This is a genomic window from Paraburkholderia adhaesiva (assembly GCF_021390575.1).
GTDB lineage: Bacteria > Pseudomonadota > Gammaproteobacteria > Burkholderiales > Burkholderiaceae > Paraburkholderia > Paraburkholderia adhaesiva.
Map to the genome: position 1 here is coordinate 56,939 of NZ_JAJEJQ010000005.1, position 25,873 is coordinate 82,811.

30 protein-coding genes are annotated in these 25,873 nt (G+C 58.7%); 28 read left to right on the top strand and 2 right to left on the bottom strand.

What is annotated here, in order from left to right; all coding sequences use genetic code 11:
- The first annotated feature begins 123 nt into the window (after positions 1-123).
- The 9 genes from L0U80_RS30325 to L0U80_RS30365 all read left to right on the top strand — a co-directional run bounded on the left by L0U80_RS30325 (position 124) and on the right by L0U80_RS30365 (position 7,807).
- The gene (locus L0U80_RS30325; RefSeq protein WP_233874916.1) at positions 124-1,359 is read left to right on the top strand and encodes a site-specific integrase; all 1,236 of its coding nucleotides are present in this window, start codon (positions 124-126) and stop codon (positions 1,357-1,359) included.
- Positions 1,356-2,300 carry a tyrosine-type recombinase/integrase gene (locus L0U80_RS30330; protein ID WP_233874917.1) on the top strand — a complete coding sequence of 315 codons (945 nt, stop codon included), beginning with the start codon at positions 1,356-1,358 and terminating at the stop codon, positions 2,298-2,300. The genes L0U80_RS30325 and L0U80_RS30330 overlap by 4 nt, the downstream gene beginning before the upstream one ends.
- A complete protein-coding gene (locus tag L0U80_RS30335) occupies positions 2,297-3,295 on the top strand; it encodes a site-specific integrase (protein WP_233874918.1) in 999 nt (332 codons plus the stop codon). The genes L0U80_RS30330 and L0U80_RS30335 overlap by 4 nt, the downstream gene beginning before the upstream one ends.
- 259 nt (positions 3,296-3,554) lie before the next feature.
- Positions 3,555-3,938 carry an Rz1-like lysis system protein LysC gene (lysC, locus tag L0U80_RS30340; protein ID WP_233874920.1) on the top strand — a complete coding sequence of 128 codons (384 nt, stop codon included), beginning with the start codon at positions 3,555-3,557 and terminating at the stop codon, positions 3,936-3,938.
- Entirely contained in the window at positions 3,935-4,426 is a 492-nt protein-coding gene (locus L0U80_RS30345; protein WP_233874922.1) for a hypothetical protein, read from the top strand. The genes lysC and L0U80_RS30345 overlap by 4 nt, the downstream gene beginning before the upstream one ends.
- Positions 4,427-4,451: 25 nt before the next feature.
- A complete protein-coding gene (locus L0U80_RS30350) occupies positions 4,452-5,192 on the top strand; it encodes a CYTH domain-containing protein (RefSeq protein WP_233874925.1) in 741 nt (246 codons plus the stop codon).
- A gap of 95 nt (positions 5,193-5,287) precedes the next feature.
- Entirely contained in the window at positions 5,288-5,962 is a 675-nt protein-coding gene (locus L0U80_RS30355; protein ID WP_373322346.1) for a metallophosphoesterase, read from the top strand.
- A gap of 115 nt (positions 5,963-6,077) precedes the next feature.
- Positions 6,078-7,001 carry an N-6 DNA methylase gene (locus tag L0U80_RS30360; protein ID WP_233874930.1) on the top strand — a complete coding sequence of 308 codons (924 nt, stop codon included), beginning with the start codon at positions 6,078-6,080 and terminating at the stop codon, positions 6,999-7,001.
- A gap of 38 nt (positions 7,002-7,039) precedes the next feature.
- A complete protein-coding gene (locus tag L0U80_RS30365; protein ID WP_233874933.1) occupies positions 7,040-7,807 on the top strand; it encodes a hypothetical protein in 768 nt (255 codons plus the stop codon).
- Between the two features lie 20 nt (positions 7,808-7,827).
- Here the strand turns inward: L0U80_RS30365 and L0U80_RS30370 are convergent, their stop codons facing one another.
- On the bottom strand, positions 7,828-8,679 hold the full coding sequence (locus L0U80_RS30370) for a hypothetical protein (protein WP_233874935.1): 852 nt from the start codon (positions 8,677-8,679) through the stop codon (positions 7,828-7,830).
- 156 nt (positions 8,680-8,835) lie between these two features.
- Here L0U80_RS30370 and L0U80_RS30375 point away from each other — a divergent pair, with 156 nt between their 5' ends.
- From L0U80_RS30375 to L0U80_RS30435, 14 genes are all read left to right on the top strand, one after another.
- Positions 8,836-9,207, top strand: a complete 372-nt coding sequence (locus L0U80_RS30375; RefSeq protein WP_233874936.1) for a hypothetical protein — start codon at positions 8,836-8,838, stop codon at positions 9,205-9,207.
- On the top strand, positions 9,207-9,455 hold the full coding sequence (locus L0U80_RS30380) for a hypothetical protein (RefSeq protein ID WP_233874937.1): 249 nt from the start codon (positions 9,207-9,209) through the stop codon (positions 9,453-9,455). The genes L0U80_RS30375 and L0U80_RS30380 overlap by 1 nt, the downstream gene beginning before the upstream one ends.
- Positions 9,455-9,865 (top strand): hypothetical protein, encoded by a 411-nt coding sequence (locus L0U80_RS30385; protein WP_233874938.1) that lies wholly within the window; start codon positions 9,455-9,457, stop codon positions 9,863-9,865. Before L0U80_RS30380 ends, L0U80_RS30385 begins: the two co-directional genes overlap by 1 nt.
- Before the next feature lie 22 nt (positions 9,866-9,887).
- Entirely contained in the window at positions 9,888-10,277 is a 390-nt protein-coding gene (locus L0U80_RS30390; RefSeq protein WP_233874939.1) for a hypothetical protein, read from the top strand.
- Positions 10,274-10,492: a hypothetical protein gene (locus tag L0U80_RS30395; protein WP_233874940.1), complete on the top strand. Its 219-nt coding sequence runs from the start codon at positions 10,274-10,276 to the stop codon at positions 10,490-10,492. Before L0U80_RS30390 ends, L0U80_RS30395 begins: the two co-directional genes overlap by 4 nt.
- Positions 10,467-12,983, top strand: coding sequence for a sbcc family protein (locus L0U80_RS30400; RefSeq protein ID WP_233874942.1), 2,517 nt, complete (start codon positions 10,467-10,469; stop codon positions 12,981-12,983). Before L0U80_RS30395 ends, L0U80_RS30400 begins: the two co-directional genes overlap by 26 nt.
- A gap of 24 nt (positions 12,984-13,007) precedes the next feature.
- Positions 13,008-13,775, top strand: a complete 768-nt coding sequence (locus L0U80_RS30405) for a hypothetical protein (RefSeq protein ID WP_233874944.1) — start codon at positions 13,008-13,010, stop codon at positions 13,773-13,775.
- Positions 13,776-13,856: 81 nt separating this feature from the next.
- Positions 13,857-14,327: a hypothetical protein gene (locus L0U80_RS30410; RefSeq protein WP_233874945.1), complete on the top strand. Its 471-nt coding sequence runs from the start codon at positions 13,857-13,859 to the stop codon at positions 14,325-14,327.
- The gene (locus L0U80_RS30415) at positions 14,302-14,760 is read left to right on the top strand and encodes a hypothetical protein (RefSeq protein ID WP_233874946.1); all 459 of its coding nucleotides are present in this window, start codon (positions 14,302-14,304) and stop codon (positions 14,758-14,760) included. The genes L0U80_RS30410 and L0U80_RS30415 overlap by 26 nt, the downstream gene beginning before the upstream one ends.
- Positions 14,750-15,067 (top strand): hypothetical protein, encoded by a 318-nt coding sequence (locus L0U80_RS31995; protein ID WP_505880167.1) that lies wholly within the window; start codon positions 14,750-14,752, stop codon positions 15,065-15,067. The genes L0U80_RS30415 and L0U80_RS31995 overlap by 11 nt, the downstream gene beginning before the upstream one ends.
- Positions 15,052-15,387, top strand: a complete 336-nt coding sequence (locus L0U80_RS30420; protein WP_233874947.1) for a hypothetical protein — start codon at positions 15,052-15,054, stop codon at positions 15,385-15,387. Before L0U80_RS31995 ends, L0U80_RS30420 begins: the two co-directional genes overlap by 16 nt.
- On the top strand, positions 15,362-15,781 hold the full coding sequence (locus tag L0U80_RS30425; RefSeq protein WP_233874948.1) for a hypothetical protein: 420 nt from the start codon (positions 15,362-15,364) through the stop codon (positions 15,779-15,781). The genes L0U80_RS30420 and L0U80_RS30425 overlap by 26 nt, the downstream gene beginning before the upstream one ends.
- A 157-nt stretch (positions 15,782-15,938) precedes the next feature.
- Positions 15,939-16,319 (top strand): hypothetical protein, encoded by a 381-nt coding sequence (locus tag L0U80_RS30430; RefSeq protein ID WP_233874949.1) that lies wholly within the window; start codon positions 15,939-15,941, stop codon positions 16,317-16,319.
- A gap of 21 nt (positions 16,320-16,340) precedes the next feature.
- The gene (locus tag L0U80_RS30435; protein WP_233874951.1) at positions 16,341-16,742 is read left to right on the top strand and encodes a hypothetical protein; all 402 of its coding nucleotides are present in this window, start codon (positions 16,341-16,343) and stop codon (positions 16,740-16,742) included.
- Here the strand turns inward: L0U80_RS30435 and L0U80_RS30440 are convergent.
- The gene (locus L0U80_RS30440; RefSeq protein WP_233874953.1) at positions 16,726-18,003 is read right to left on the bottom strand and encodes a hypothetical protein; all 1,278 of its coding nucleotides are present in this window, start codon (positions 18,001-18,003) and stop codon (positions 16,726-16,728) included. The genes L0U80_RS30435 and L0U80_RS30440 overlap by 17 nt on opposite strands.
- 96 nt (positions 18,004-18,099) lie before the next feature.
- Here L0U80_RS30440 and L0U80_RS30445 point away from each other — a divergent pair, with 96 nt between their 5' ends.
- The 5 genes from L0U80_RS30445 to L0U80_RS30465 all read left to right on the top strand — a co-directional run bounded on the left by L0U80_RS30445 (position 18,100) and on the right by L0U80_RS30465 (position 25,866).
- Positions 18,100-20,349, top strand: coding sequence for a hypothetical protein (locus L0U80_RS30445; protein ID WP_233874954.1), 2,250 nt, complete (start codon positions 18,100-18,102; stop codon positions 20,347-20,349).
- 48 nt (positions 20,350-20,397) lie between these two features.
- Positions 20,398-21,876: a hypothetical protein gene (locus L0U80_RS30450; RefSeq protein ID WP_233874957.1), complete on the top strand. Its 1,479-nt coding sequence runs from the start codon at positions 20,398-20,400 to the stop codon at positions 21,874-21,876.
- Positions 21,877-21,952: 76 nt separating this feature from the next.
- Positions 21,953-23,362 (top strand): hypothetical protein, encoded by a 1,410-nt coding sequence (locus tag L0U80_RS30455; RefSeq protein ID WP_233874958.1) that lies wholly within the window; start codon positions 21,953-21,955, stop codon positions 23,360-23,362.
- A gap of 24 nt (positions 23,363-23,386) precedes the next feature.
- On the top strand, positions 23,387-25,288 hold the full coding sequence (locus L0U80_RS30460) for a hypothetical protein (protein WP_233874959.1): 1,902 nt from the start codon (positions 23,387-23,389) through the stop codon (positions 25,286-25,288).
- Positions 25,289-25,338: 50 nt separating this feature from the next.
- Positions 25,339-25,866: a DUF7941 domain-family protein gene (locus L0U80_RS30465; protein WP_233874960.1), complete on the top strand. Its 528-nt coding sequence runs from the start codon at positions 25,339-25,341 to the stop codon at positions 25,864-25,866.
- Positions 25,867-25,873: the final 7 nt, after the last annotated feature.

Consider the following 25,873-nt stretch of genomic DNA (forward strand, 5'->3'; position numbering starts at 1 on the left):
ACCCTTCCGGATTATCTCTTGTATCCTCTTCGTAGCCTGTTTTTCTAGGCAAATCCGTGTCGCCGGATAGAGGTAATCTTGACTCCTTCCACCCCGCTCCCCACGTCGGGGAAGGAGTTCATCGTGAAGTACACCATTCATGATCAGGTTGTTTTCACCCGAGCACCGGACGGACCACTCGCCGATCATTTACCATCTTTTGCGAATGCGATGAGTGCTCAGGGATACTGTGCGGGCTACATTCAGCTGCAGGTCCACATCTGCGCATGCTTTAGTCAATGGCTTCAGCAGACTGGCGTCAGTGTAGGGAGCATCTGCTACGACGACACGATACGCTATTTGCGTTATCGCGCCCGGCATCGTAAGCCTTGCCGTGGGGATCAACCTGCACTCAAGCATTTCATCGACTTCTTGCGTAGCGAAGGCGTGATACCTGGCGAGAAGACAGCAACGCATCGGGCGTCGTCGGCCGAAATCTGTACACGTGAATATGCGTTGTACTTGTGTGATGCCCAGGCTCTCGCTGCAACAACGATCAGAAATTACGGACATTTCGTCCGCGATTTTCTTCGCCATTGTTTCGGTGAAGGAAAGGTCACGTTATCGCGACTACATGCTACGGATGTCGTGAGTTTTGTGCAGAACCGGGCACAGCACAAACCTTTAAGTGCGAGGCTCATGACCAGTGCCCTGCGTTCCTTTTTACGCTATGTGCGATATCGAGGCGATATTGTGCTGGATCTGGCTGCTGCCGTTCCAAGCGTTGCCCACTGGTCCATGTCTTCTATTCCACGTGCGATTTCCTCCGGACAGACGCGACAACTGCTGGCCAGCATCGATCGACGGACTGCGGTCGGTCTCCGCAACTATGCCATCCTGCTTTTGCTCGCGCGGTTAGGATTGCGGTCTGGTGAGATAGCCTTGCTCGAACTCGATGATATCGACTGGAGCGCAGGGCAGTTAAATGTGTGTGGGAAGAGTGCGCAACGGAGGGAACTACCCTTGCCCGCGGACGTCGGGAAAGCCATCGCCACATACTTGCAGCACGGGCGACCGAGAAATGACAGCCGCCGCGTATTTTTACGCGCACACGCACCCTTTACCGGCTTTCACGATTCAAGTGGCGTTGGTTCCATCGTCCGAAGCGTGATTCAGCGTGCTGGAGTCGACCCACCCACGAAGGGCGCCCATCAATTCCGCCACGGCCTGGCCACCCAGATGTTGAGCCGAGGGGCCTCGCTGGGGGAAATCGGCGAGGTGCTGGGTCATCGCCGTCCAAAGACAACGACGATCTATGCGAAGGTGGACATCAAGGCATTGCGCACACTGGCATTGCCGTGGCCAGGAGGTGTGCGATGAACACGCTTCGCCAAGCTGTTCAGGATTACCTCAATCTGAGGCGTAGCCTGGGATTCAAGTTGAAGAAGGAAGGCAGCGCCCTGCCAGATTTCGTCGCGTTCATGGAACAGCATCGGGCCTCCTACGTTACCCAAGCCCTCGCCCTCGAATGGGCTCGGCAGCCATCGAATGTCCAACCGGCGCAATGGGCACAACGATTGAGCTTCGTGCGAGTTTTTGCAAGGCATCGTAGTGCCACCGATCTTCGCACCGAGATCCCAGCGCCGGGCATGTTACCGTTTAAACCCAAGCGGGCTCACCCGTACTTGTATTCAACTGGTGAGATTCGCAAACTACTAAAAGCGGCGCTTCAACTGCAATACCGATATGAACGGGAAGCACTGCTGCCATGGACCTATCATTGTCTGTTCGGCTTGCTTAGCGTCTCAGGAATGCGTCTGGGTGAAGCCCTCAATCTCGAGATCCACGACGTCGATCTGACAGCGGGAATATTGACGGTCCGTGGAGCGAAACTGGGCCAGTCGAGACTCCTGCCTTTGCATGCATCAACCTGCAACGTGCTCGCAGACTATATCGCACGACGCGAACATCACTGGGCGGGCAGATCGGCATCTTCCTACCTGTTCGTTTCGAGCCAGGGCAACCGGTTGGACCCCGGTCAAATTTGCAGGACTTTCCATGCGTTGTCGCGGAAGATCGGCTTACGCGGTGCATTAGACAGTCACGGCCCGCGTTTGCATGACATGAGACATGTATTTGCGACGAACACACTTATACGCTGGTATCAGTCAGGGCAGGATCCCGAGCGCCTTCTGCCAATCCTGTCGACTTACCTCGGCCACGTCAGCATCGAGGGTACGCAGTGGTATTTGAACGGTTCGCCGGAACTGATGCGCGAGGCGATGCGCCGACTCGAGCAGCGCTGGGAGGACCGACCATGACTACTTCCGCCACCTTTGCTCCACTACTGGAACGCTTCTTCACGCAGCGCCTGATGCAGCAGCGCCAAGCGAGTCATCACACCATCCGTTCTTATTGCGATACCTTTCGTCAATTTTTGAAGTTTGTACAGAAACGCTTGCATAAGCCACCGTCTCGGCTGAGCCTTGAGGAAATCAATGCTCCCCTGATCGTCGCGTTCCTTGACGAGCTTGAGAAGTACAAGGGCGTTAGCGTTCGCACTCGTAATCTGCGGCTTGCAGCAATCCATTCCTTCTTTCACTATGCCGCTCTCGAAGCACCGGCTCATTCCGCGCAGATCCAGCGGGTGCTTGCCATTCCTGGCAAACGCTACACACGCACACTGGTCCACTTTCTGACGCGTGATGAAGTCGACGCCTTGCTTGCCGCTCCTGATCAACGTACCTGGTCTGGTCGACGTGATCATGCGTTTCTATTGGTCGCTGTACAGACCGGCCTACGGCTATCCGAGATGACCGGGCTCAAGCGCGAGGACCTGGTCCTTGGTGCTGGTGCTCACGTGCGGGTGAACGGAAAAGGTCGAAAAGAGCGCTGCACACCCATCGCGAAATCGACGCTCGCTGTATTGAAGGCGTGGCTGCGAGAACCGCCGCGTGGTGACGGCAAAGTACTGTTTCCCAGTGCGCGTGGCGAACAACTCAGCGTTCATGGTGTGCAATACCTGCTAAACAAGCACCGCGAGGCGGCATGCAAGGTTTGTCCTTCATTGAAGCAGAAGCAGGTCACTGTTCACCGCTTGAGACACACGATGGCCATGGACCTGCTGCAAGCAGGCGTTGATCGTTCTGTGATCGCATTATGGCTCGGACATGAATCTGTAGAAACGACACAGATCTATCTCGAAGCAACACTTGCGATGAAGGAGCAAGCACTTGAGAAGACTTCTCCACTGCGCGGCAAACCAGGACGCTACCGACCGCCAGACCAGCTCTTAAGCTTCCTCAATAGTCTGTAGGGTCGCGAATTACGTCGGGTGACGGGCTGGACACGTATGCTCTGCGAGCCATAATCTCCGAACGATCGCAGATCACTAAATCAACCTTACCCGACATAATCCGGAAGGGTAGCTAATGGCAAAGCTATTGCGCCGCGGTCCCCGCCAACACGCCCGGTTGTACGGAATTTACCTCGCCGGACCATTCTACGCCTGGTCCGCCCGCTAACAGTCCGTCAGCGGCTTCGATGCCTGGCCCAGAACCGGAGGGGTGAAACCGATGAAGCGATTCTCCGTACGATTCCATACGCTCCCGGCGGCCAGTTTGCTGGTCCTGTGTCTGGAGGGTTGTGAAAGCACCCCGGCGGTCGTCAACCACTACCAGACGATCCTTCCCGAGATTCCTGCCATTCTCCTTGCCGATTGCCCTGTGGCGCCGCCGCCGGATCGTACCCAATATCTCGCGAGCGACTGGGAGGGTAAGGAAGATCTGCTCTCACAGGCGTATATCGCCCAGACCACCAACCTCGCCGGCTGCAACATCGACAAGAAGAATCTGCGCGCCTGGTGGGCCCAGACCAGGGCGGCAGTGGACAAGGCGAACGCCGCCGGCGCGCCATCGGGTGCGAACGGTGCCAGCGATGCAAACGGAGCCTCACAATGAAGGAGGACATTGAGCAGACCATCAGGGTCGTGCTTTCTGATCTCGAAGAGTCGAAGCCGCTGAAAAGTCACGAGAGTGCACCGCGTGCCCTGCGCGACCTGCTGGTCGCCTACCAGACACTCGCCGCCGCGCGAAAGCATTTGCCGGCACTCACCGAGGAATCCACAGGTGGCGAGCTCAAGGACGCCCTTGGCCAGCTTGAGCACTCGCAGGCCATGATCCTGCTCGCGCGCTATGTGGCCGGCAAACGTGACCCGCTCGAAGCAGCGCAGTCCAGATCGGGCACGGCCATGTCGCCGGAAGTGGCAAGCCTGCAAACGCAGATCTACATACTCGCGGGCGTCCTTGCGGCATTTATCGCGTTGAGCATTGCCTGCTGCACTTACGCCACCCTCGTGCACCTCGGACTGGTGACACCCGGCGCAGTGGCGCGCGAAATGGGCAGCGTGCTACTGGACGCAATCAAGACACTCTGGGGCATCGATTGACGTCGTTTTGCCGTCAGGAGCGGCCATGTCCAGCCTGCTTAAACTGGCACTCGAAGAAGATGCATCGGGTGCGAACTTCCATGAGATCGAATACGTCTTCTACGCAAGGCTACCCGAGGTCCAGACAGAAGAGGCAGGCGCCGTCCCCACGGTTTTACCGCCGCAAGGGTTCACGTCTACCGAACGGCACGAGCAGTGGGAAATCAAGGTGCAGCAGAGCGATGCGAACGGCGGCTACGGCACGATCCGCATCCGTCGCACCACCTGGCCCAACGAACCACGCAAGGCTGCGCAGTATGTTCTCACGACCAAGGTCAAGCTGAAAGATGGCACGAACTCGGAAGTACCGATCGAGACGACCGAAGATAACTTCCGGCAGTTCAAGGTCCTCGCCGAAAGCGGGATGCTGAAAGACCGGTACACGTACCCCGTGGCCGTTGGGGCGCTTCCCGAAAGCATGGGACGTGACCTCAAATGGGAGGTGGACTTCTTCCATCGGCCGAGCGCCGATCCAGGCCACACCGCCCTGCACCCCTGGGTCAAGATCGACCTCGAAGTCAGGCGACGCATTTCCGCTCTTGCTGCCACCGAAATCGATTCGTGGCCCTTCCCTTTTGACGCCGAAGAGTGGATTGTGAACCAGCGGGGCGCACAGACACCCGAGGAGGAAGCCCGGATCGACGCCATCTATGAGCGCTGTTTTCTCACACGGAATCCGTACGCCCGAGCGCCCCGACCGCCGAATGGAGAACACGCGGGCGGCTGACCTCATTTGCGGGAGATTCCGGGTTACTCTGGAGCGCACGCATCATGTTCCATTGCGAACATTTTGGCCGGAACACGAGAGGTCGGGACTTCGCGGTGGGTGACATCCACGGCATGTTTTCCGCGCTATCCCAGCTGCTCGACATCGTCGGGTTCAATCTGGACGTCGATAGACTCTTCTGTACTGGAGATCTCGTTGACAGGGGCCCGGAGTCGCCCCGCGCACTCGAATGGCTCGCCCGCCCGTGGTTCCATCCCGTACGCGGTAACCACGACGACTTCGCCATCCGCTGGCCACAAGGCACCGTTGACGCAGCGACCTATCTCTCCAACGGCGGGGCATGGAACATCGACAATCCGCCCGAACTGCAACAACGTATCTCGGATGCGCTTGACCAGTTGCCGATCGCCATCGAGGTGGAGACCGAAGCTGGCCTGATCGGAATCATTCACGCCGACTGCCCGCTGCCTTCATGGCGGGACTTCGTGACACGCTTAAGCGAAGGACATGTTTCCGATGAGGAGCATGAACATCTCGCCAGGCTGGCCATGTGGTCCCGCGCTCGCCTCATGGCTCTCGATCCGTCCGGCGTCGGAGACATTCACGCCGTCGTCGTGGGCCATACACCAGTCAAGGGACACAGCACGCTGGGCAATGTCCATTACATCGATACGGGTGCGGTATTCGAAGACGGCTATTTCACGCTGCTCGATCTCACCAGCCTGACACCGGCTTACCCGCCATCGCGCGTACTCGACTGGCAGGTATAAGACCGTTCAAGGCCCACGGCAATAAAGAAGCACTCGGATATATATCACTGAAGGGAACAGTCATTGGGGGCGCCTCACGGCGCCCCTTTTTATTTTCCCTTCAGGAGATCCAGGCATGGGCCGTCGCAACAGAAACCAGTTTTCGATCAACGTCGACCCGCATCAGCACGCCATCGTAGAAATAATGCGTGGTCTGTTTTTGCGGCATAACCCGTACTCTGTCTTTGCGGACTTCATCGAAATGAGCGCGATCGCGCTGAGCAACCGCTTTGATTTCGCGCAGCGCGACGGCCGCGAAAAGCGCTATCTGGAAATTGCAAAAGGATACACCCCCGAAGAAGTCACAAAAATCGCAAACATGTTCGCCGAGCTATTGATGTGTTATCGGGAGCGCACCGATGAGCTCGGTTCCCCGGGACTCGGTATGCGCCATCAATTCAATAACGATGTCGATGTGCTGGGAAAGCTCTTCAGCACGCTTGAAATCGGCAACGACCGTATGGGCCAGTTCTTTACACCGGGTTGCGTCCAGAATTTCATGGCCCAAATGGCATTACACGACGAGGACAAGGTCCGCGAGCAACTCCGCGAACACGGCTTCGTCACGGTTCTCGAACCCGCATGTGGCGCGGGCGGCATGGTCGTTGCCCTTGCCGAAGCTTTCCACAATCTCGGGTTCAACTATCCCACCCAGTTTCATGCAACCTGCGTCGACAAGGACCGTCTCTGCGTGCACATGACCTATCTCCAGCTTTCCCTTCGGGGCATACCAGCTATCGTTGTGCATGGAGACTCGCTCACTTTGCAAACATGGGCTACATGGTACACACCGCCACACATTTTCCTCGGATGGAACGCCAAACTGCAAAAGCGGCGCGAAGCGGAAAGAGCCCAAAAGGCCGTCGAACAGGCTGAAAAACTGCTACAGCCAGCCCCAGTGGTATCGCCACTTCCCGAGATGCCTCCTGCCAGGGAGGCCCGTCATAACCGCAAGCGCCGACATCAGCAAGCTACTGTCAGCGCTAGCAGCCCTCAATAAGCTCCCGTCCACTGCCCTCAATTACTGGAACCAACACCATGTCATCACATCAATGCTGCCTTCGTGGCTCCCTCAATATCAAGGCAGACGCCACCGATAGCGCGCTCGCGAATGCACTTGCCCCCTTTCTCGAGGCCTGGGGTCTCGACTTCGACAAGGAACTCATCAGCGGTGCCATCGAGATACTTGACGATCGCCATCAGCTGAATCTCTCGCTGGAGTTCGAGGGCCGGGGTGGCGGCTATGTCAACATCGAGATCGAAGAGACTGTCGGACGGCTCGGTCATCTTGTCGAAGGCCACGGATATGTTGAGATGATCGACTACGACACCGCAGCCACCGAAAACATGATTACGCCATTCTTCGTCGGAGCCGAACTTCGGGAACGCAATCGCGCCCGGATCCAGTACGCGATCGACCAGGCTACGCCGTGGCTGGAATCGGCACTGGATGCCACGGCAGTACATCAGATCCGTGAGCACACCGCCTCGTTCACGCCGCTTGCTGAACCGGTCGTCAGCCACCCGGCGGGCTCGCCCAGGGCACCCGAACCTAAGGTGCCCGATGAAGACGCTCTCACGAATGCCACCGGACTCACGCTTGAGCAGCTCAATCTGATGGCCACGGAAGCGGGACTACCTGGTACCGTCCTGGATGACATTTACAACCCGGAAGGCGACGGCGAACATCCGGTAATCACGCGCGTGATGTGGCGTAAGGCCGTCGCCAGACAGGACACGGTAAGCGGCTACTGGGACTGGACCGCGCATCAGATCGCCGAAGCCACCGCGCCAGCGCTCCGGTAACCGTGCCCGGTGGTCCCCCGCTAATTGACGTTCGGCGCGTCGATATCCTCAACCGACGTCAGCTTCTGGGTCGTCGTGTTCCCCGTGATCTGCGCGTTGCCCTTGACGTTGACGTTTGCTGCAATGCTGACCTGCCCGGTGCCACCGCCTTCGGCACCGGGCGCCGTGGTCATGTCTCCGTTAAGTTGCAACGCACCGTTCTCGGTGAAATTGCCGGTGTGGCTGGTATTCGCCTGGATGTTCAGGTTCGTCGTCTTGATGTCGATCTCGGCCTGGGTCATGATGGCCAGCTTCGTCTGCATCATCTGGAACAGCGACTGGTCACCGTTTCCAATCTCCCAAAGATTCTGGGTCGAGTCGAGCACCAGGTAGTTGCCGATATCGTCCTGAATCCGCAGGTACCCTTCCTTCGTGTTCAGCTGGATACCATAGCCGTAGGGCTCGCCGTTCGCCTTCGATGTTGTCAGCGTAATCAGCCCCGTATGCGTCGAGATCTGCAGGAAATAGCTATTCGATGGATCGGGTTTTGCCGACTCGTCCTGGGTTCCGCTCCACGCGTGGGTGACAGTCTCCAGCTTCCGCAGACCTGAATCGTCTCCACATACCGTCCAGTAATACCGGTCCGAATCCGCGAACTGGTATAGCTTGACTCGAGCGCCACGCCTGACGTCAGGCGCGCTTACCCGATTGGACTCCCCCTCCCGTAGCCATTCAGCCTTGATCGTGGTGGACGAGGCAACCTGGGTGCTATACGCCGCGCCGTTCACGTCCGTGCCTGACGTCGATAGCGTTGTTCCGGTCTGGGTCAGCTCGCCATCGACAAACGGCAGTTTCTCGATCGGGGTGACCTCTATCGTGTTACTCGAAGGCAATTTATTTTCCGCCACGATACCAATCGAAATCGGTTGAAGATGCGATGGCGAGGGGTTGGCCATGATATTCCCCTGCGATTGTTTGCAAATGAAAATGAAAAAAGTACTGCATACGATCATTCTCTGAGGGGAAATTCATTAACAGGAAACTAACTTATGGAAGACAAGAAATACCGGGCGCAACGGGGTGACGTGATGCTTTTCATGGCTGCAAAGCCCTGGATCGGCGACGAAGAAATGATGTTGATGGCATGTCATTGGTCGCTGGCTCGGGTAACTGCTGTCACGCCAGACGGGGATGTGAGCGCGTACCGCACATTCGGCACGCATTTCGTTAGCCGGGACGTGGCCGGCGAGCACGCGCTTCTTTCATCGCGAAAAGTCGACGTGCAGGCTCTCGAGAATGACATGAACGCACGCGTAGCGAAGCGGCCCGACGCCAACGAGTTTGGCGCGCCGGACTACGCCTACGAGTTTGTGAAAACTTTCATGCTGGAAGAAGCAAAAAAAAAAGCGGAGTGTAAATAATGAAAAACGTCGTACTGGAAAACTACATCAAGGTTTCAGCCAACTCGATTGGCGAATTGCGCAGGGTCGATGTGTATCGCGTGATCAATAGTATCCACCCGGACAATATTGACGGCGTTACACGTGGCGCCCTTGCAACATGGATCGCGACGCATCGCCCCGACCTTGCCGATGAGATCAAGGACGTCATGCAGGACGAATTTCCCGACGAAGGCTGGACGCCGGCATCAATGGAACCGACAAACTGATGGAAAAACCGACGATGCAACACGAGGAAGGCACGGAAGTGCCTTTCATGGACAGGCCAACCAAGCCAAGACGGCGAGGTGACCTGATCGCCATTGTGATGGGCGAATTCGTGCCTACGGAAGAAGAAGAGGAGCCGACGCGCCTGTTCTGGACGCTGGGGCGTGTGACACAGGCTCAGGAGAACGGCACGGTTACGGCCTGGCGCCGATTCGGCCAGCACTTCGTCGATAAGGAAGTGCCCGCGCGAGGCGCTGGCGTTGGTGCCGATCGCATTGACATGCGCGCAGTCGAGAGCGACATGGCCGCGCGCCTGGCGAAGAACGCGAACGCCAACGAATTCGAGAACCTGGATGCGCTCAACAGCTACCTGCTCCAGTTCATGAAGGCAACCGATGGGCAGCAGATTTAAAGCAGGGTACAAGGAACAGCCAATGGAAATGAAGAAGAGCAGCTTCAGAGCCGCCCGCGGAGACCTGATCATCACGCAGACGACATCGTCGTATGTCCATCTCAAGGAAGGATCGCAGAGCCGAACGTTCTTGACACTGGGGCGCGTAACATCGGTGTCCCGCGACGGTCGGGTAAAGGCATATCGCACCTTTGGTGCCCATCATGACAGCCGGAGCACACCGTCGCATTGTCATCTGGTAACAGCACAGACGGTTGATCTCGCCGCGATCGAGCGCGACATGACCGAACTGATTGCGAGCCGGTGGAATGCCAACGAATTCGTTGACCTTGACTCCGTACGTGCTTACCTTCGGCCGTTCAAGGCCACCGCTGCCAATGGCAAATCACAACCTGGCAAGGTGGACATATGAATCAGGCACAGATTCACACCCAACCTGATGCGCATGCACGTGCATTCTCCCTGTGCGCGGCGGCCCGGTTTTCGCCAGCCCAGGCCCTCGTGATGGCGCGAGGGTTCGCAGCCAGAGGAAAGATCGATGCCAGCGAAGGTTGCACCCATTACGTCATGCGCCTGATGATTCAAGCACAGGCAGATCGCGATGCGTATCACAGCGTTGATCCTTAAGGGCTTCAAACGCTTCGCCCTTACCCAGGTGGAGACATTCACGATCCAGCCGTCCGAGACAATCCAGCTGATTCTCGGCACCAACGGTTCTGGCAAATCTTGTCTGCTGCGCGAGCTCACTCCCCTCCCAGCAAGTTCCGCCGACTATCACAAGGACGGATCCAGGGAGATCCATATCACCGACGGCGGCCACCAGTACCGACTCACCAGTTCGTTTGGGTCGACCAACCGCCACAGCTTCCTGAAGGACGACGAAGAGCTCAATCCTGGTGGCACTGGCGTCGTGCAGCGGGAGCTCGTCAAACACACCTTTGGTATCACCCCAGAGACGCATGAGCTTGCGCTGGGAGCGGAACGATTCACCACCATGGGACCGGCGCGCCGGCGCGAGTGGTTCACGAAGCTCTCGGATGTGAACTACGACTACGCCATTACCGTCTACAACCGCCTGAAAGACGACTGGCGCAACGTATCCGGATCGCTCAAGCTTGACAGAAAGCAGCTGGTGCTTGAGCAGGCGAAAATTATTACCCAGGAGGAACAGGCCAAGCTTCACGAAGAGGTCAAGGGTCTGCATACCGACCTGACAAGACTGATTGGACTCCACACACCTCTTGAACGCGAGGTCGAAGCAATCGATACCGACCGGCGTGCCCGGGAGAGCGAGCTTCACGCAATGAGCCGACAGTTGCTCGCGATGCGCGCGCAGGCTCCGATCGATCAGCTTCCCGAAGAATCCGGCTTCCCGAAAAAGCTCACCTTTGAAAATACCGACGCTGTCGACCGTCATGTTGAGGTGATCCGCCACCGGATCACAGCACAGGAAGCGGTCCTCACGCGCTGCGTCGCAGAACACGAGAAACTCAGGGAGACGGTCGACATCCTGAAGCGTCGCGGGACAGCCGACCTGGCAACGCTGCGCGGCCGGATCAAGCGACTGCAGGAGGCGCGCCTGAAACTGCTTGGGCAGCGACGACTGGGGTTCGAAGGCTTTGATGCGGCCGCAGCCATGCAGTCGTTCACGTCGATAGGCGAGACGCTCACCGAGAAGCTTTCGGCGCTGCCCGCGAATGAAGAGGGACTGTACAGCTCCGTGCGGCTGAAAGACGAACGTGAACGCCTGCTCAGGACCCGACAGATCAGCACGCAGACTACACGGCGGCTTGCGGAGTTGCAGGCGCAGAAGCTGCACGTCGAGCGGCATCGTGCGAACGGCAGCGTTACCTGCCCCCGATGTCGTCATGTATTCACGCAGGGCGCCAGCGAGGAGACACTCCAGCAACTGGTGAAGGATATCGGCGCGACCACGGATGCGCTCGCGCGTCTGCAGAAGCAGGCTACGCAGACCGAGGAAACGGTCACTGCTATCCAGGCGTATGGCGACCTCTACCGGGAAATCCAGCAGATTATCCGCATGGCACCGGCGCTCAAGCCGTTCTGGGATCAGTTGGCCGATACGAATGATCTCAGGCTCGCCCCAGTGAAGGTTGTCGGCAAGCTCGCCCTTCTCGGTGAAGATCTCAGACTCGAGGTCAAGGCGGCCGCGTACGAAGCTGAACTCGCAGAGGTCGTGAAGTTGCTGGCCCAATCCGAGCGTCTGGGGGACGCGACACTGGGCGAATCTTCGCAGAAACTGCGCGAATCGGGGCGCATCATCGAGGGACTAACCGCAGCGCTTTGCGCACAGCGCAAAACTCTGGCCGAGTTCGTCCAGTACCGCAAGAAACTCGCGGAAGCGCTGGCGCTCAGCGCACGTATCGAAGCTGCGTGTCGCGATTTCGAAAAGCTCACGCATGATCAGGTGGAGATGCTTTACCGCACAAGCATTCACCAGTGTATCCGTCAGGTGCAAAGCACCCTCGCGCGCAAGGAAGAAATCCTCTCAACCCTCAACCAGCAGAAGGCGATCGTTGCGAATCTCGAAACGACGATTGCCAGACGCGCCCTCGAGGAAGCGGCGATCGTTGCGGCCATGCAGGAGCTTTCGCCAACCGATGGCCTGATCGCGCAGGGGCTTACCGGTTTCATCCGGGTGTTCACACGGGAAATGAACCAGCTGATCCGGAAGATCTGGGTCTATCCGCTTGAGATCCTGCCCTGCGGACTCGGTGGCGATGGAGGTACCGAGCTCGACTACCGGTTCCCGCTGAAGGTGCTCTCGAAGGATAACGCGCCAGATGTCAGCAAGGGCAGCACCGGCATGCAGGAAATCATTGATCTGGCTTTCATGGTCGTCGCCATGATGTACCTCCATCTTGACGATGGCCCGCTGCTTCTCGATGAATTTGGCGCCGTCTTTGACGCCGAACACCGGAACAACATGGTCAAGGCCGTCAAGCAGCTGACGGAAACCCGGCCCTTCAGCCAGTTGTTCATGATTTCCCACTATGCCGCAACCTACGGCGCGTTCAGCAATGTCCAGACGTGCGTGCTGGACGAGCGCAACATCGCTGTACCAAAGGTCTACAACACGCACGTCACCATGACCTGATGCACATGACATGAGGGGCATGACATGACCGGCGATGAAATTGCCGAGGCACTCGCCTCGATCGGCCAGCATCACACCCGCGCGCAGCGCGAACTCCTGCAGCTCTCTTTGCGCCTGCAGAACGAGGGACGGACGGAACACACGCAATGCGCCCCCCTAACCCAGTACGTAATGCCGGAGCCCGCACAGGAAGATCTCCTCCCCGTCGTGCCGCCGACGCCAGCAGTCAATGGTGCGCGACCGACACGTGAACAGGCGCTCTCCACAGCAAAGGAGGTACTCAGACACGAGCTTCACAACAACCATCAATCTCATCTGGTGCATCTCGTTGACCAGGTATCGCAATCGGATATCGACGCAATGCACCAGGTCGCCGCGATGCCATCTCCCGCGTTTCCAACGCCGGTACGCGATCTGACGAACATGGAATTCTTCCGGGGCTTTTTCAATGCCCAGACAATTGAGGGAGGCAGAGGCCAGATTGGTCGCGGCTCGTTTGGCCTGACGCAGTACGAAGAAGATGTACGCGTGGCAAAACAGGCCGATCTGACAGGCTGGCCGAGCGGATTCTATACGGATCACACAAACCAGGCGACGCAGTTTCTGCTCAATCAGGTGCCACCGGGAAGGGCGATCCTCGTCGAGGGCCTCCCGCGTGGTGACATTCGCGTTTCCACACTGAACTATAACGAAGGAGAACATGCCTCGTTTACCCCCATGGCGCCAGCGAGGCTCGATAAAGGCGCAAAGCAGTTCTTGACGGTGTGCTTCCGTCAGGCATTCCGGATGTGACACGCCACGGGATCGTCCCCCGGTCCCGAACGGAAACTGGTTCACATCAATCCCCCTTCAACTACACGATAAGCACTACATATGGACTCCATCACCATCGGAAGATGGGAACACATCGAACATTTCGGTATCAAGGTACTCACAGGCGAGTCCTGCGCCTACAACATGCGGCTGCTATGCGACGTCAATGAAGATGGGCGACTCGCCATGATCGACTTTCTCGCGTTGCCCGTCGATAGCGTATTCGCTAGCCCGTGGAACAGTCAGGTTCACGAAAAGCCGAGCGTCGGCAGCATCATGCTGCATCGTGATGCCCTGCCTGCCCTCGCCGAATTCATGCTGCGACGTGCGGGCGCAAAGGCCCTAGTCCGACTCTCCTCTTCTGGTGCGGTTGTCGGGCTGTTCACCGACAAGCGCGTCGAGGAATATGAGCAGCTTCTGCGAGATCTACCCAATTCCACGCATAACTGGCAGGTCCAACGCATCGTCGGGAGTGTCCAACCCTGTGTCGGTTCGAGAAACGTTCATGCAGCGACTGGCCGGGCTCTGTGATTCCATGACCGGAAAGGAAATTGAAACGGCAGCACGGCATTTCATGGCCGCGGCGATCTGGATCGATGGCCCCGAACGAACCGCTATCAAATGCACCCGCGAAACCGGCGCCATCGCCCGAACCTTTGTAAAGGAATTCGCGTGCGCCCACCCGGCCGAATGCGCCGCAATCCTTGCGAGCGCTGGATATGGCTCGCACCATGACGCGGGCTCGCCGGCAGCCGCGTTTGGTCAAGACCTCTATCTCACCTGTGCCGGCCATGGCTCCGGCTTCTGGGACCGCCGCGAACTGGGAGAAACGGGCGAACTCGTCAGTAATCGTATTCGCACCGAATGGCGTCGCTGGTACATCGAAGCGTATTGCTACAGGCAACGGCTGTACTTCTGCGTTTCACCCGACATGTTTGCGCTGGCAAAACACCATGAAAATTAATGAAGCTACGCCCGAGGAACCGTCCCTTGATATCGACGGCAGAGCACTGCTCGTCAGATCCCGCTGCACGATCGCAGCCGTCCACCACCCCGCATTTTCCGCAGACATAGGAAAAAAGGTCGTCATTGCAAAGCTTTCGGGCCAGCAAGCCTGGGTCTATGCAGACAAACCGGTTAGCTACCGGATCAACCGTGCTGGCCGGACCGTTGTCGCTCATGATCCAAGAACCATACAGACAGTGGTCTCGACGGCGTACCTTCGCCTCACAACCGCCAGTCCGGCCGGCGACCCATGGAGAACACCGTGATTGAAATCAGGCAGACGGGCTTGCCGGAGAGCGGAAACCACTGGAGCTATGGACCGCGACACATGCGAAAAATCTCGGCTCGTAGCGCGGCGGCACTCTGCGGCATGTACCCGACGCCACGCATGGGCTATGAGACAACCGTCGCCGTAGCGAATGACGGCTATGGTGGAAAGTACCTGCTCTGTGTACAGAACGTCTCCGGATCCTTCTACCTCGCGAGCACATCTGTCCAGGTGGACGACTGGCCGGATACTTTTCAGGTGAGGATCATCGAACCATCCAGGGGCAAAGCGAATGAAGAGCACACCCAGCTGGACTGAAACGTATCGCGGGCACGAGATCCGTTGCTTTCTCGTGGACGACACCGAGCAGATCGAGGCAGTGCTTCGTGATGCCGAGGGCCCCGGCGCGACTGTCGTACCCTGCAGCAGTCTTGCTGTTGCCAGGGCCAAGATTGGTCGTCACGTCGGACGCCGAACGCCACGGTTCGACGAACTCATCCGCATCAGCGCATGGCATGCCCGTAATGTCAGCATCGATGTTAACGAGAGCATGCCGATTGTTGCCATCGGAGAAAACGTCTTTTTACAAGGAGAAGAAGCAGACAATTTCATCGAGGCCGCGAGAAAGCTCTACAAGCAGGCCCAAACCGTCACGATGGACGACTGTTACGCGTGCGTCGCTCATCCCTATGTCGAAAACTGTGAGACGTGAAATCCATCCCAGCAATTGTCCCAACACGCACCCAGTATTCGCTTTACTACGACGCCGTTCGCACGGCTGGCGAGGTCAATCTGCTATTCCTTGAGCTTGCAGAAGAAGGCCTCACACGCGAGGAACTCGCGATAAACATTCAACGGCGACCATGTCTGTGGCAACGCTTCGCGACCTGGCTCGACCATCTCCCCTCTTCCCCGAAAACGCAATTCAGCAAATGAATCTTCAGAACATGAATCAGGCTGCCCTGAACCGGCATGCCGATGCGCTCAATGTACAGGAAGGCGGCGCATGCAATCTGAGCGGTGTCGCGCGTTCCCTGGTACGAGCGATCAATCAGTGTCACGGTGAAAACCTCGGCACCGATGGAATCCGCAACGATCCCGCGATCCGCCTTATCGTCCATCAGATGGGGCACCTGTGCAACATCGGCGAAATCGACCGGGACCTCAGTGTCTACGACTCACTGGAGAAGGCCTGCAAGGAGAAAAATGCCGAGCGAAGAGCCGAACTCAAGGCGCTCGAGCGAGCGTAACCTTTCACCGGAGACGCCCGCATGACATTGCATCAACCCGACACGGTGATTCTCGACCTGGGTTCGGCGATTACCGAATACGAACGCGAAATCAAAGACCTGGATAATGTCCTCGAGACTGACCCAGGCGAAATGGTGAGCTGGCTGTCGTGCTATGTGGGCTCCCGCGAGTACGCTGAAGACCAGCTCGACGTGGCTATCATGGACGCCGTGGGCTGTGCGAGCTGTAACAACGATATATCGGACGCGGCGCTCGGGAAATTCTCGGACGCAGCGCTCGGACTCGGCCTCTCCTTGATAAAGAAGCTCGAAGAGTCAGGCCTGTTCGCACACGAGGACGGTGAATTCCCCTACACCTACTCCAGCCTGCTCGGCAAGGCGGCTGTTTTCAGACGGACCGGATCTCTTACGGACAACCACTGACGCTGGTATTACTGCCCTTCAGGCCGATGTCGCAGCCGATCTGAAGGAAGTACGCAGGACTCAGGCCCGTCGCATGCATGGGATTGCGGTTATTCGAGAGCCCCGTCTGAGCCTTCGCGTCGACGGTCCTGTAGATGTAGTTGTTCCTGAAGTTATCTTCCACCCTTAGCGACCACTGCCTGTCCTCCGGGACAGGCCAGTATTCCGCGATTTTTCCGCACCCGGTGACAAGCGGCCAGATCGGCTCAACGTAGCTGATGTAGGCACAGGGCCAGCGCGGCGCCTCAACGCCCACGAATTCCGCCCAGAGTTCGGCGTTGTCGACGAGCACGACGAAGGACTGGCTGAGCGTGAGATAAGCCTCAATAAAGGCGTCCGAGATCATATCGGCCACCGTGAAGGCATGCGGGTTGTCGGGCCACGGTGTCAGCGGCAAGGCCGAAAGATCGATGAAGCGCTTCGATTCGTAGTAGCGGTCGAAGAGCGGCAGGTTGTTGAAGTCGATCATGATCGAATCGGTACCCACCAGCGTGACGGTCTTCGGATCGAGCACGTGAAGGTAACCCCCGATGACCACCATCACGGTGTAGCCGGTCAGGTCCCGGCCCAGATTCAGGTACGCGTGATTGCCCAGATTCTGTGTGTCGGTCTGCTTGAAGAGCATGGCGGGCGTGATCGGGATGTAGGTAAGCGTGCCCAGATCCTGAAAGTCCACGATGCCTACCTTATTTTTTTTGGCGTGAATCACGGATTTCATGCCATCGATCACCCAGATCCCGTTCTCGTTGTCGGTGTCGATCAGATGGAAGAACCCGTTGACGCTCACCATGCAGCTCTGGAAGAACGACGTGTAGGAGGTGCGAGCCCGTGTCAAAAAGAGATCGGTCTTGTCTGCCGTGGGCAGCGGACTGGACAAGGAAGCGCCCGGGCTGATCGGCTCGATATCATAGCCGGCCCGGGTCGCGTCCTGATAGCGCGCATAGCTGGTGTCGAGCGTGAAGATATTGCTGGAGGTCGGCAACGCCGCGTCACCGAGGGCCGCAAGGTACTGGTTGAAGGTCTGTTGCTGGTTACTGGCGGTGCCGAGAATGTCGTTGAGATTCAGGCTGACGGGACCTTCAAGAAAGGGATTGGTGAGTTCCGCATAGACCGTCGAGTAGCTCTGGATGATGGTTGAAAAAGTCATGTCCCCGAGATCGATGGCGCTCCAGTCCTGCCCACCGCTCAGGGATTTGCCGATCGCAGATACCAGGGCATACATCGCTTTCTCCTGAAACGGTCGCTTGCAATCGTATGGTCCTTTGTACTCCTCGTACAGACATACGATGAGCGACGCGTTTTCAGGAGTGCGAACAGTATGTCCACCATGCCCTCGTACCCGTTCGACCCAACAGGTTCGCTCGCCTCGAACCTGATTACCGGAGAGCAGCAGGTACTGGTCGCACAGAACTTTCGCGACCAGCACCTGATCATTCCGGCGGCCGCGCCCTATTTTGCCGACACACTCCAGATCCAGTTCAAGGATACGAGCGGACAGATCACGACGCTTAAGGAGGGTACGGACTACTTCTGCACGCACTGGTTTATTTCAGCGAGCCGCTCGTGCGCGATGCGGGTCTACGGCTCGATCAGCTTCATCAATACCGCCCTCTCGGGGGTGGTGCAGCTGCGGTATCAGACCATTGGTGGCATCTGGGTGCTCGACGCGGCCACGATCGCCGAGATTCTCGCCAGCGCGATGAACAACGCGCGTGTGACCTCGTGGGAAGAAGTCAGCGGAACGCCTTACGCTTTTCCTCCCGAGGCGCACACCTGGGACGTCTACGACATGGTAGGTATGGATGCGGTAGTGGCCGCACTCGCCGACATCCAGAGTACGTTGCAGGAAACGGGCGGTGCGGGTCTCGCCGCGCACGAGGCCGATCACGACAATCCCCACGTGGTCACCGCGGCACAGGTTGGGCTCGGTAACGTCCAGAACTACGGCGTTGCAGCCAACAGCGACGCCGCCGCAGGCACGTCAACCACGCTCTACATGACGCCGGCGACGACCGCAGCTGCGATCCAGACACAGGTTCTGGGGCCCTTCCTGATTCATGCAAGCAATTTCAGCAACCCGCACCAGGTCACGGCCGCCCAGGTAGGCCTTGGCAACGTCAAGAATTACGGCGTCGCGGCGCCAGCTGACGGGGTAGCCGGCACCTCGAACACGCTCTACATGACGCCGGCCACCACTGCCGCGGCGATCAATGGCACGGTCGGCATCACGATCAACCAGCACCTGCTCAATTTCAGCAATCCGCACCAGGTCAGCGCCGCCCAGGTGGGCCTGGGTAACGTGCGAAACCTGTCGACGGCGACGACGGCGGACGCGATAGCCGGTACCAGCGACGATCTCTACATGACGCCGGCGGCCACCGCGGCCGCCATCGCACAGACCGGCGCCATGGGGCAGCTGAATAGCCACATCACAAACTACAACAACCCTCACCAGGTGACGGCCGCGCAGGTCGGCGCAGTTACCGCTGGCGACGTCAATAACCTCCTGCAGAACTACCTGACGATCACGGGAACGGCAGCCGACACCACACTGGCGTATGGCATGACCCTCAGTGAGCTTACCGCTTCGATCCTCGACGGCACCGCCTCGAATGCAACCATGGTCGGCGGGATGACACCGCAGGATCTGCTCAACTACCTTTCGAGTGGCATCTCGGACGATGCAGCCACGTTCGGCGGCATGTCGCCAACCGACTGGCAGAACTATATCGCCAACGCGACCGTTGCGAACTCGAACCTTGCCTACGGCCTGACACAACAGGCGCTGACGGCGGCCATCCTGTCCGGCACCGCAGCCAACGCCAACCAGCTTGCCGGCATGTCGGTCTCGGAGCTGACCGCAAGCATTCTCGCGGGCACGGCGGCAAACAGCGACCTCGTCTATGGGTTGACGCAAACGCAACTCGCGAGCGTGATTCTTCAGGGCACGGCGGCAAACGCCGCAGAGCTGAACGGGATGACGTCGAATGTCCTCATCCAGACGGCCGTGAATGCGGTCAGCGCTGTCGTCGCGGCCCAGGAGACCATCGCCGCCAACACCGATGCCGTCGCCAACGTCTGGACGCCACTGGGTCAGGTCGCCATGCCCGGCGCGGCCCAGACGCAAGCGGTTTTTCCCGACGTGCAATGGATTGTCACCGGGGGCGACGCCACCACGGACACCGGCAGCGGCGTGTGGCTCGTGCGCATTTCCGTACGAGCATCCGGCCAGCCAAACAACGCCCTGCTCAGCGTGGTGAGCCTCAATGGCGTGAACATGACCACGGTCGCGTTCGGCTTCACCGTGGACAGCACGACCACACCGGGCGCGCCCGTCCTCACCGTCTGGATGAAGACCCCCGGCGAAACCAACCAGATGTCCGTGACCTCCCTGTCCGAGAACACGACCCAGCTCACTGGCAACGTCGTTCAGGTGACAGCAGAGCCCGCAGGCATCGCGTACTGGACAGCCGACGTTTTTGCCACCGTTTCGCAGATGGCAAATCTGGTGAGCCAGATGTATTACGCGTTCACGACCTTCTCCAATTCGCTCAGTTCCACCACATAGCGAGACGTCGCGCGCATGACGTAACTGGATAGAGCTGTGGGAGGGTTCATGTCTACGCCACTGGTTTCGCCCCCTGTTTCGTCCACCCTGTCGCTTCCGGTTTCACTACCCTTTGACCCGAGTGGCAGTGCAGGCAGCAACCTGGTCGAGGATGAAATCCAGGTCATCGGGTTACGCAGTATCCGTGCCTTTCCAGTGAACTACGGTCTCTTCTTTGCGGATTCGGTCGTGGTCACCGATGATGCCACCGACCTCCCCCTGACGTCCGGAACGCAGTACTACCTCACGCAGATGGATGTCGCGGCATCCATGCGATGTGGCAGCGAGATCGACGAGGTCGTGGTGATCACCGACCTCACCGTGAGTCAGCGTGTCCGCGTGACCTATCAGGCGCTGGGAGGTGTCAACAATGTGGCACTCGGTGCCTTGCAGATCGCGATCGATAACCTGCACATCAATGACGGTCCCGTGAGCTGGTCCGATGTCACGGCCAAACCCTCCGCGTACCCGCCTGTGCCTCACCACCCCCACATTGCCGACGACATTTACGGCGCCGAGTACATCGTTGTGGCGCTCGAGCGCCTGAGCGCCTCGCTCCTGCAGGGTCAGGGCGCTGCACAGGACGAGCTGATGGCTTACGCGCAAAGCTGCGTGAACGAAGTGCTCGACTCCATTGCAGGAGCTGTCTCGGCGCTCGATACACACGAATCGGATTTCGGCAATCCGCATCAGGACACCGCCCATCTGATCGGTGGCTATACGAAGGAAGAGACCACCGCGGCCATTGAAGTCGAAACCGTGAACCAGGAGGCTGCCGACGCCGTCATCCAGGCTGCCCTTGACACACACATCGCGGATTACGGCAATCCGCACGAGGTGACGGCCAACCAGATCGGTGGCTGGTCGACAGCCCAGTCCGATGCGGCCATGGCCACGATGCAGGCAACGCTCATGCAGTCGATCACGGCGACCGAGGCCGTGGAGAACGCGCACTTCGTGAACTACAGCAACCCTCACCAGGACACTGCGGCCAATATCGGCACACTCACGAGCGGACAGATCAACAGTGCGGCGACTGCGGCGGCCGCATCGCCCGGCTCACAGGCCTCTGGGCTCGCAACGTCGGTCAACAACCATGTCACGAACACGAGCAATCCTCATCAGGACACGGCGGCCAACGTTGGCACGTGGACCTACACCGCGATCCAGAACAGCATCGTCAATCCGCTGACCTCGCACATCAACAATCTGGGCAACCCCCACCAGGTAACCGTCGCCCAGCTCGGCACCTACTCGTCGACCACCATCAACAACAACATCTCGGCCGCCCTAAACCAGGTCATCGGTGATGTGAATTCGCTAAATGGCTATATCTCGGCCCATACGGAAAACATGAACAACCCGCATCAGGACACGCTTGCGAATACCGGTGCAGGAGGCTACTCCGCCGGGGCGCTGCAGAACGCGATCAACCAGTTGCAGGGTCCGGGAGGGAGCGCCGGCAACGCCATAGCAGCACTTCCCTGAGCACCCCGCCGGGCACGTCCCTGCGCACCTCGCCGAGCCCGCCCCGCGCCATTCCTGTGCAGACCACGGGGGCCGCATGATACCCAACCTTTATCGCTATCCGCTCGATCTGTCGGGCGTGAGCCGGAACAACTTTGTGACTGGCGAGCCCCATGCGATCGGGACCATGCCAGTGCGCGTGATCGCACCCCGCCAGGGGCTCTTCTTCGCGCAGTCCGTACAGGTCGTGGACGCCTTCACGCAGCACACGTTGCTGCCGCTTCAGTACCGCTTCCAGTTCCTGCACGAACATGCGACGCGCCTGACCGGCAAGGAAGTCGACGCCGTCATCGTGATCACCGATCCGGGCGTGAATCCCAATGTGTTGATCACCTACCAGGCGCTGGGCGGCGACTACAGCCAGCCGCTTGCTGCAATCGCAGACGAAATCACGGCCCTGTCCGACGACACGCGCGGTGTCGCCTTCCCGGACATCACGAACAAGCCGGACACGTATCCGCCCGTGCCCCACCTGCACGCGATCGGCGACACCTACGATTGGGACTATATCGTCACGGCGATCGAGATGCTGATGGCGATCGTGACACTGTCGGAGACAGCGTCATACGACACCGTGCTGGGCTTCATCGACCAGCAGGTGAATCTGCGCAACGGGGACATTGCCAATCTGGCGCAGCAACTCTCGGCGCATATCACGAACTACAACAACCCGCATCAGACCACCCTCACGCAGGTCGACATGTATTCGGCTGCGCAGGTTGCGGCGCTGATCGCGAGCCAGACCACTGTGCGTGAAGCGGGCGACACCGCCCTGCTCGCCAGCATCGCAACCCACGCAGGGGACCAGACCAATCCGCATCGGGATACGGCGGCCGACATTGGCGGCTATACGACCGAAGAGGCCACTGCAAACCTGAACGCAATCGTGAATGCGCTTGATGCGATTCTCGCGAAGGATGCCGCCGCGATGTCCGCGCACATCGCCGAAACCGACAATCCTCACGAGGTCACCCTCGCGCAGATTGACGGGCTGACAACGGCCCAGATCAACAGCGTGATATCCACGGCGATGCAGCCGGCGACCACACAACTCACGGCCACCGAAGGCCAGTTGAATAACCACATCACCAACTACAATAACCCGCACCAGACGACGCTTTCCCAGATCAGCGGCTGGGACAGCGGCAGCATCGGCACGGTCAACACACAGGCCACCAATCACATCAACAACAAAAGCAATCCGCATCAGCTCACGGCCTCGCAGGTCGGCACGCTCACGAGTGCGCAGATCAACAGCAACATCACCAACAACATGGTGAACCCGGCGAACAACTCGTATCTGACGCCGCAAGCCAACAACATCAATGCCCACACGGGCAATTTTAATAATCCCCATAACACCACAGTGGCGATGCTCGGCGGCTGGACGTATGCGCAGTGGCAGGCAGCGCTCCAGGCCGCGATCAACAATCTTTCTTACCATTGAGCGCGACGTTCAGGAGAACTTCATATGTCTGAAGTTATGAGTTTGCCACTGGACGTAACAGGCGAGGCCCCATCGAACCACATCACCGATGAACACTACGCGCCTGGATCGGCCAACATCCGGGCGATTGCGACGAACTACGGCGGATTTTACGCTTCGAGCCTCATCATCCGGGACGTTGCAACAGGGACTCCACTCGGCCTCGGTCAGTATTTCCTGTCGGGAATCATGGACCTCGCCACCGCCAAATACGGAGCGGCCAACAACACGCAGATCGTGTCGATCGTCGTTGTTACGGATCCGGCGGTTTCTCCCAGTCTCGAGCTCGACTATCAGGCGCTCGGCGCCCAGTACGCCACGCCGCAAACAGCAATCGCCAATGCGATCGAAACCTATGAGCCCGACACGCGCTCCACGCTGTGGCCGTCCGTCATCGATAACGTTGCGGATCTCCCGCCCTCTCAGGCTCTGCACGATGCCGGGCAGGAAGGCCTGATTACGTTCGAGTACGTGGTTCATGCGATTGACCGTCTGCAGCAGTTGGCCCTGATGGGTGATCCCGTTGCGCAGACCGAGGTGAAGGCGTATGCCGACGGTGCCGACACAGCTCAAACGCAAGCCGTGGCCGCACAGCTCGATCTGCTCGCGCAACACGAAGCGGATCACGACAACCCCCACCAGCTTGTGCCCGCCCAGCTACAGGCGTTGACCGAGCCCCAGCAGGACGCAGCCATCCAGGTCGAAACATCGGCTCGCACGGCAGCCGATGTGGGAGTCAATGAGACGCTGGACAACCACGTCACCGATTACGGAAATCCGCACCAGACCACGCTTGCTCAGGTCGATATGTTTTCGGTCGCGCAGGCCAACGACCAGATCAGCACGGCTCAAAGTCAGACCAACGCGACTCTCGCGTCAAACGTGGTGGTGATGAACACCCACATCAACAACACGAACAACCCCCACCAGACAACGCCCGCCGAACTCGGCACCATGAGTTCGGGCGACATATCCGCGGCAATTGCTGCGGCGGCAAGCGCAATCACGTCTGGAGCGAGCAGTGCGCTGGCAACCCTCAATAGCCACATCGGCAATACCGCGAACCCGCACGAGCTAACGCCAGCACAGCTGGGAACATGGACCGCGGCGCAGCTTCAAAGTCTCTCGAGTACCGTGTCGGCGCACACGGCGAACTACTCGAATCCGCACACAGATACCGTCGCCATGATCAGTGGGATGGCGAGTGCTGCGATCGACAGCGCCATCAACAGCGCACTCTCGAGCCTGCTCTCGTATTACAACAATAACAATGCCGTGATGGTCGGGCATGTCAATAATTTCGGCAACCCGCATCAGGTAAGCGCACAGGCGATCGGTTGTGTCGGTCCCTGGAACAACCTCGCAGGGGATCTCAACAACGCACAGGCGCAGATCAATGCGAGCGGCCACCCTGTTACGGAGTCGACGACGCAGTATTTCGACATCAACTATTCCGGTGCAATGGGAGGCAACTTCGGTCGCACCCTGGAAATCGCCTACGCGATCCAATCGGGGACCGCGTATTACCGCTCCTCGGGCGGGGACACCACGGTGACGGGCATCTTTCCGTTCTTCTCCGTGACGGGCGGAGCACAGGTTCAGGGATTTTTCCGCTCGGGCAGCGTGGTCTCGATCTATGTGGCCAACGGCAGCCTCGACGGGATGACGTTCACGTCCTCGATTGGTGACAACGTACCTCTGTCCAACGCGCGGTCATACAGTTTCACGCAAACGCAGAATGGCCTGTTCACGGTTTATTGTGGGACCTCCTCGGTAGGTCAGGCGGGCTCAGCCCGTTCGTACGCGGTCAACATCGTCGGCTCTCCGCAGGGTGCGCAACCTCCATACGGGTACATCAACAATCAGCCGCCACAGCCACCTGCATGAGCAGAACGGCACGTGCACAACGCAACGCCAAATCTCGCGAGTCGATTCCGATGAAACCGCCATACTCCATCTATCACAGGACGTCTCGCGAGATTCTTCGCGACCTGGTCTATTTTACTTCTGGTTTTCTGCTGCCTGAGCAGGGGGTGATCTACGGGAAGCCTGTTGCAAAAGGGCCGATTCAAGGGGATGAGGTCAAACGGGATACAGTGATCGAAATAGGGATAGAGAGAGGAGGCGCCTGCAACCCACGCATCCGCGGCAGGAAGTCGTTCTGGTACAGGCGATTCGATTTCGGTCTGCTGGATTCCCCCGAAGCGGGCCGCGAGCCGATTCCCATAGCGGGTTACCCATTCGATACGTACAGCATCCTGCCTGCGATCAATGCCTACTACGGGCTCATACTCCGGCGTGACGATGTCGAAAACCAGGTATGCGGGCCCACAGATGTCGCTTATCTCGTGGCCAGCAACGGGTCGCTCGCGTTTTCGGGGTGCAGGAAACTCCAGCTGGCCCTGCCGGATATCACGAGCCTGGTCGAGACGGCGAGCATCGGAAAGTTTGAAGCCGGTCCGTAGCAGTCCC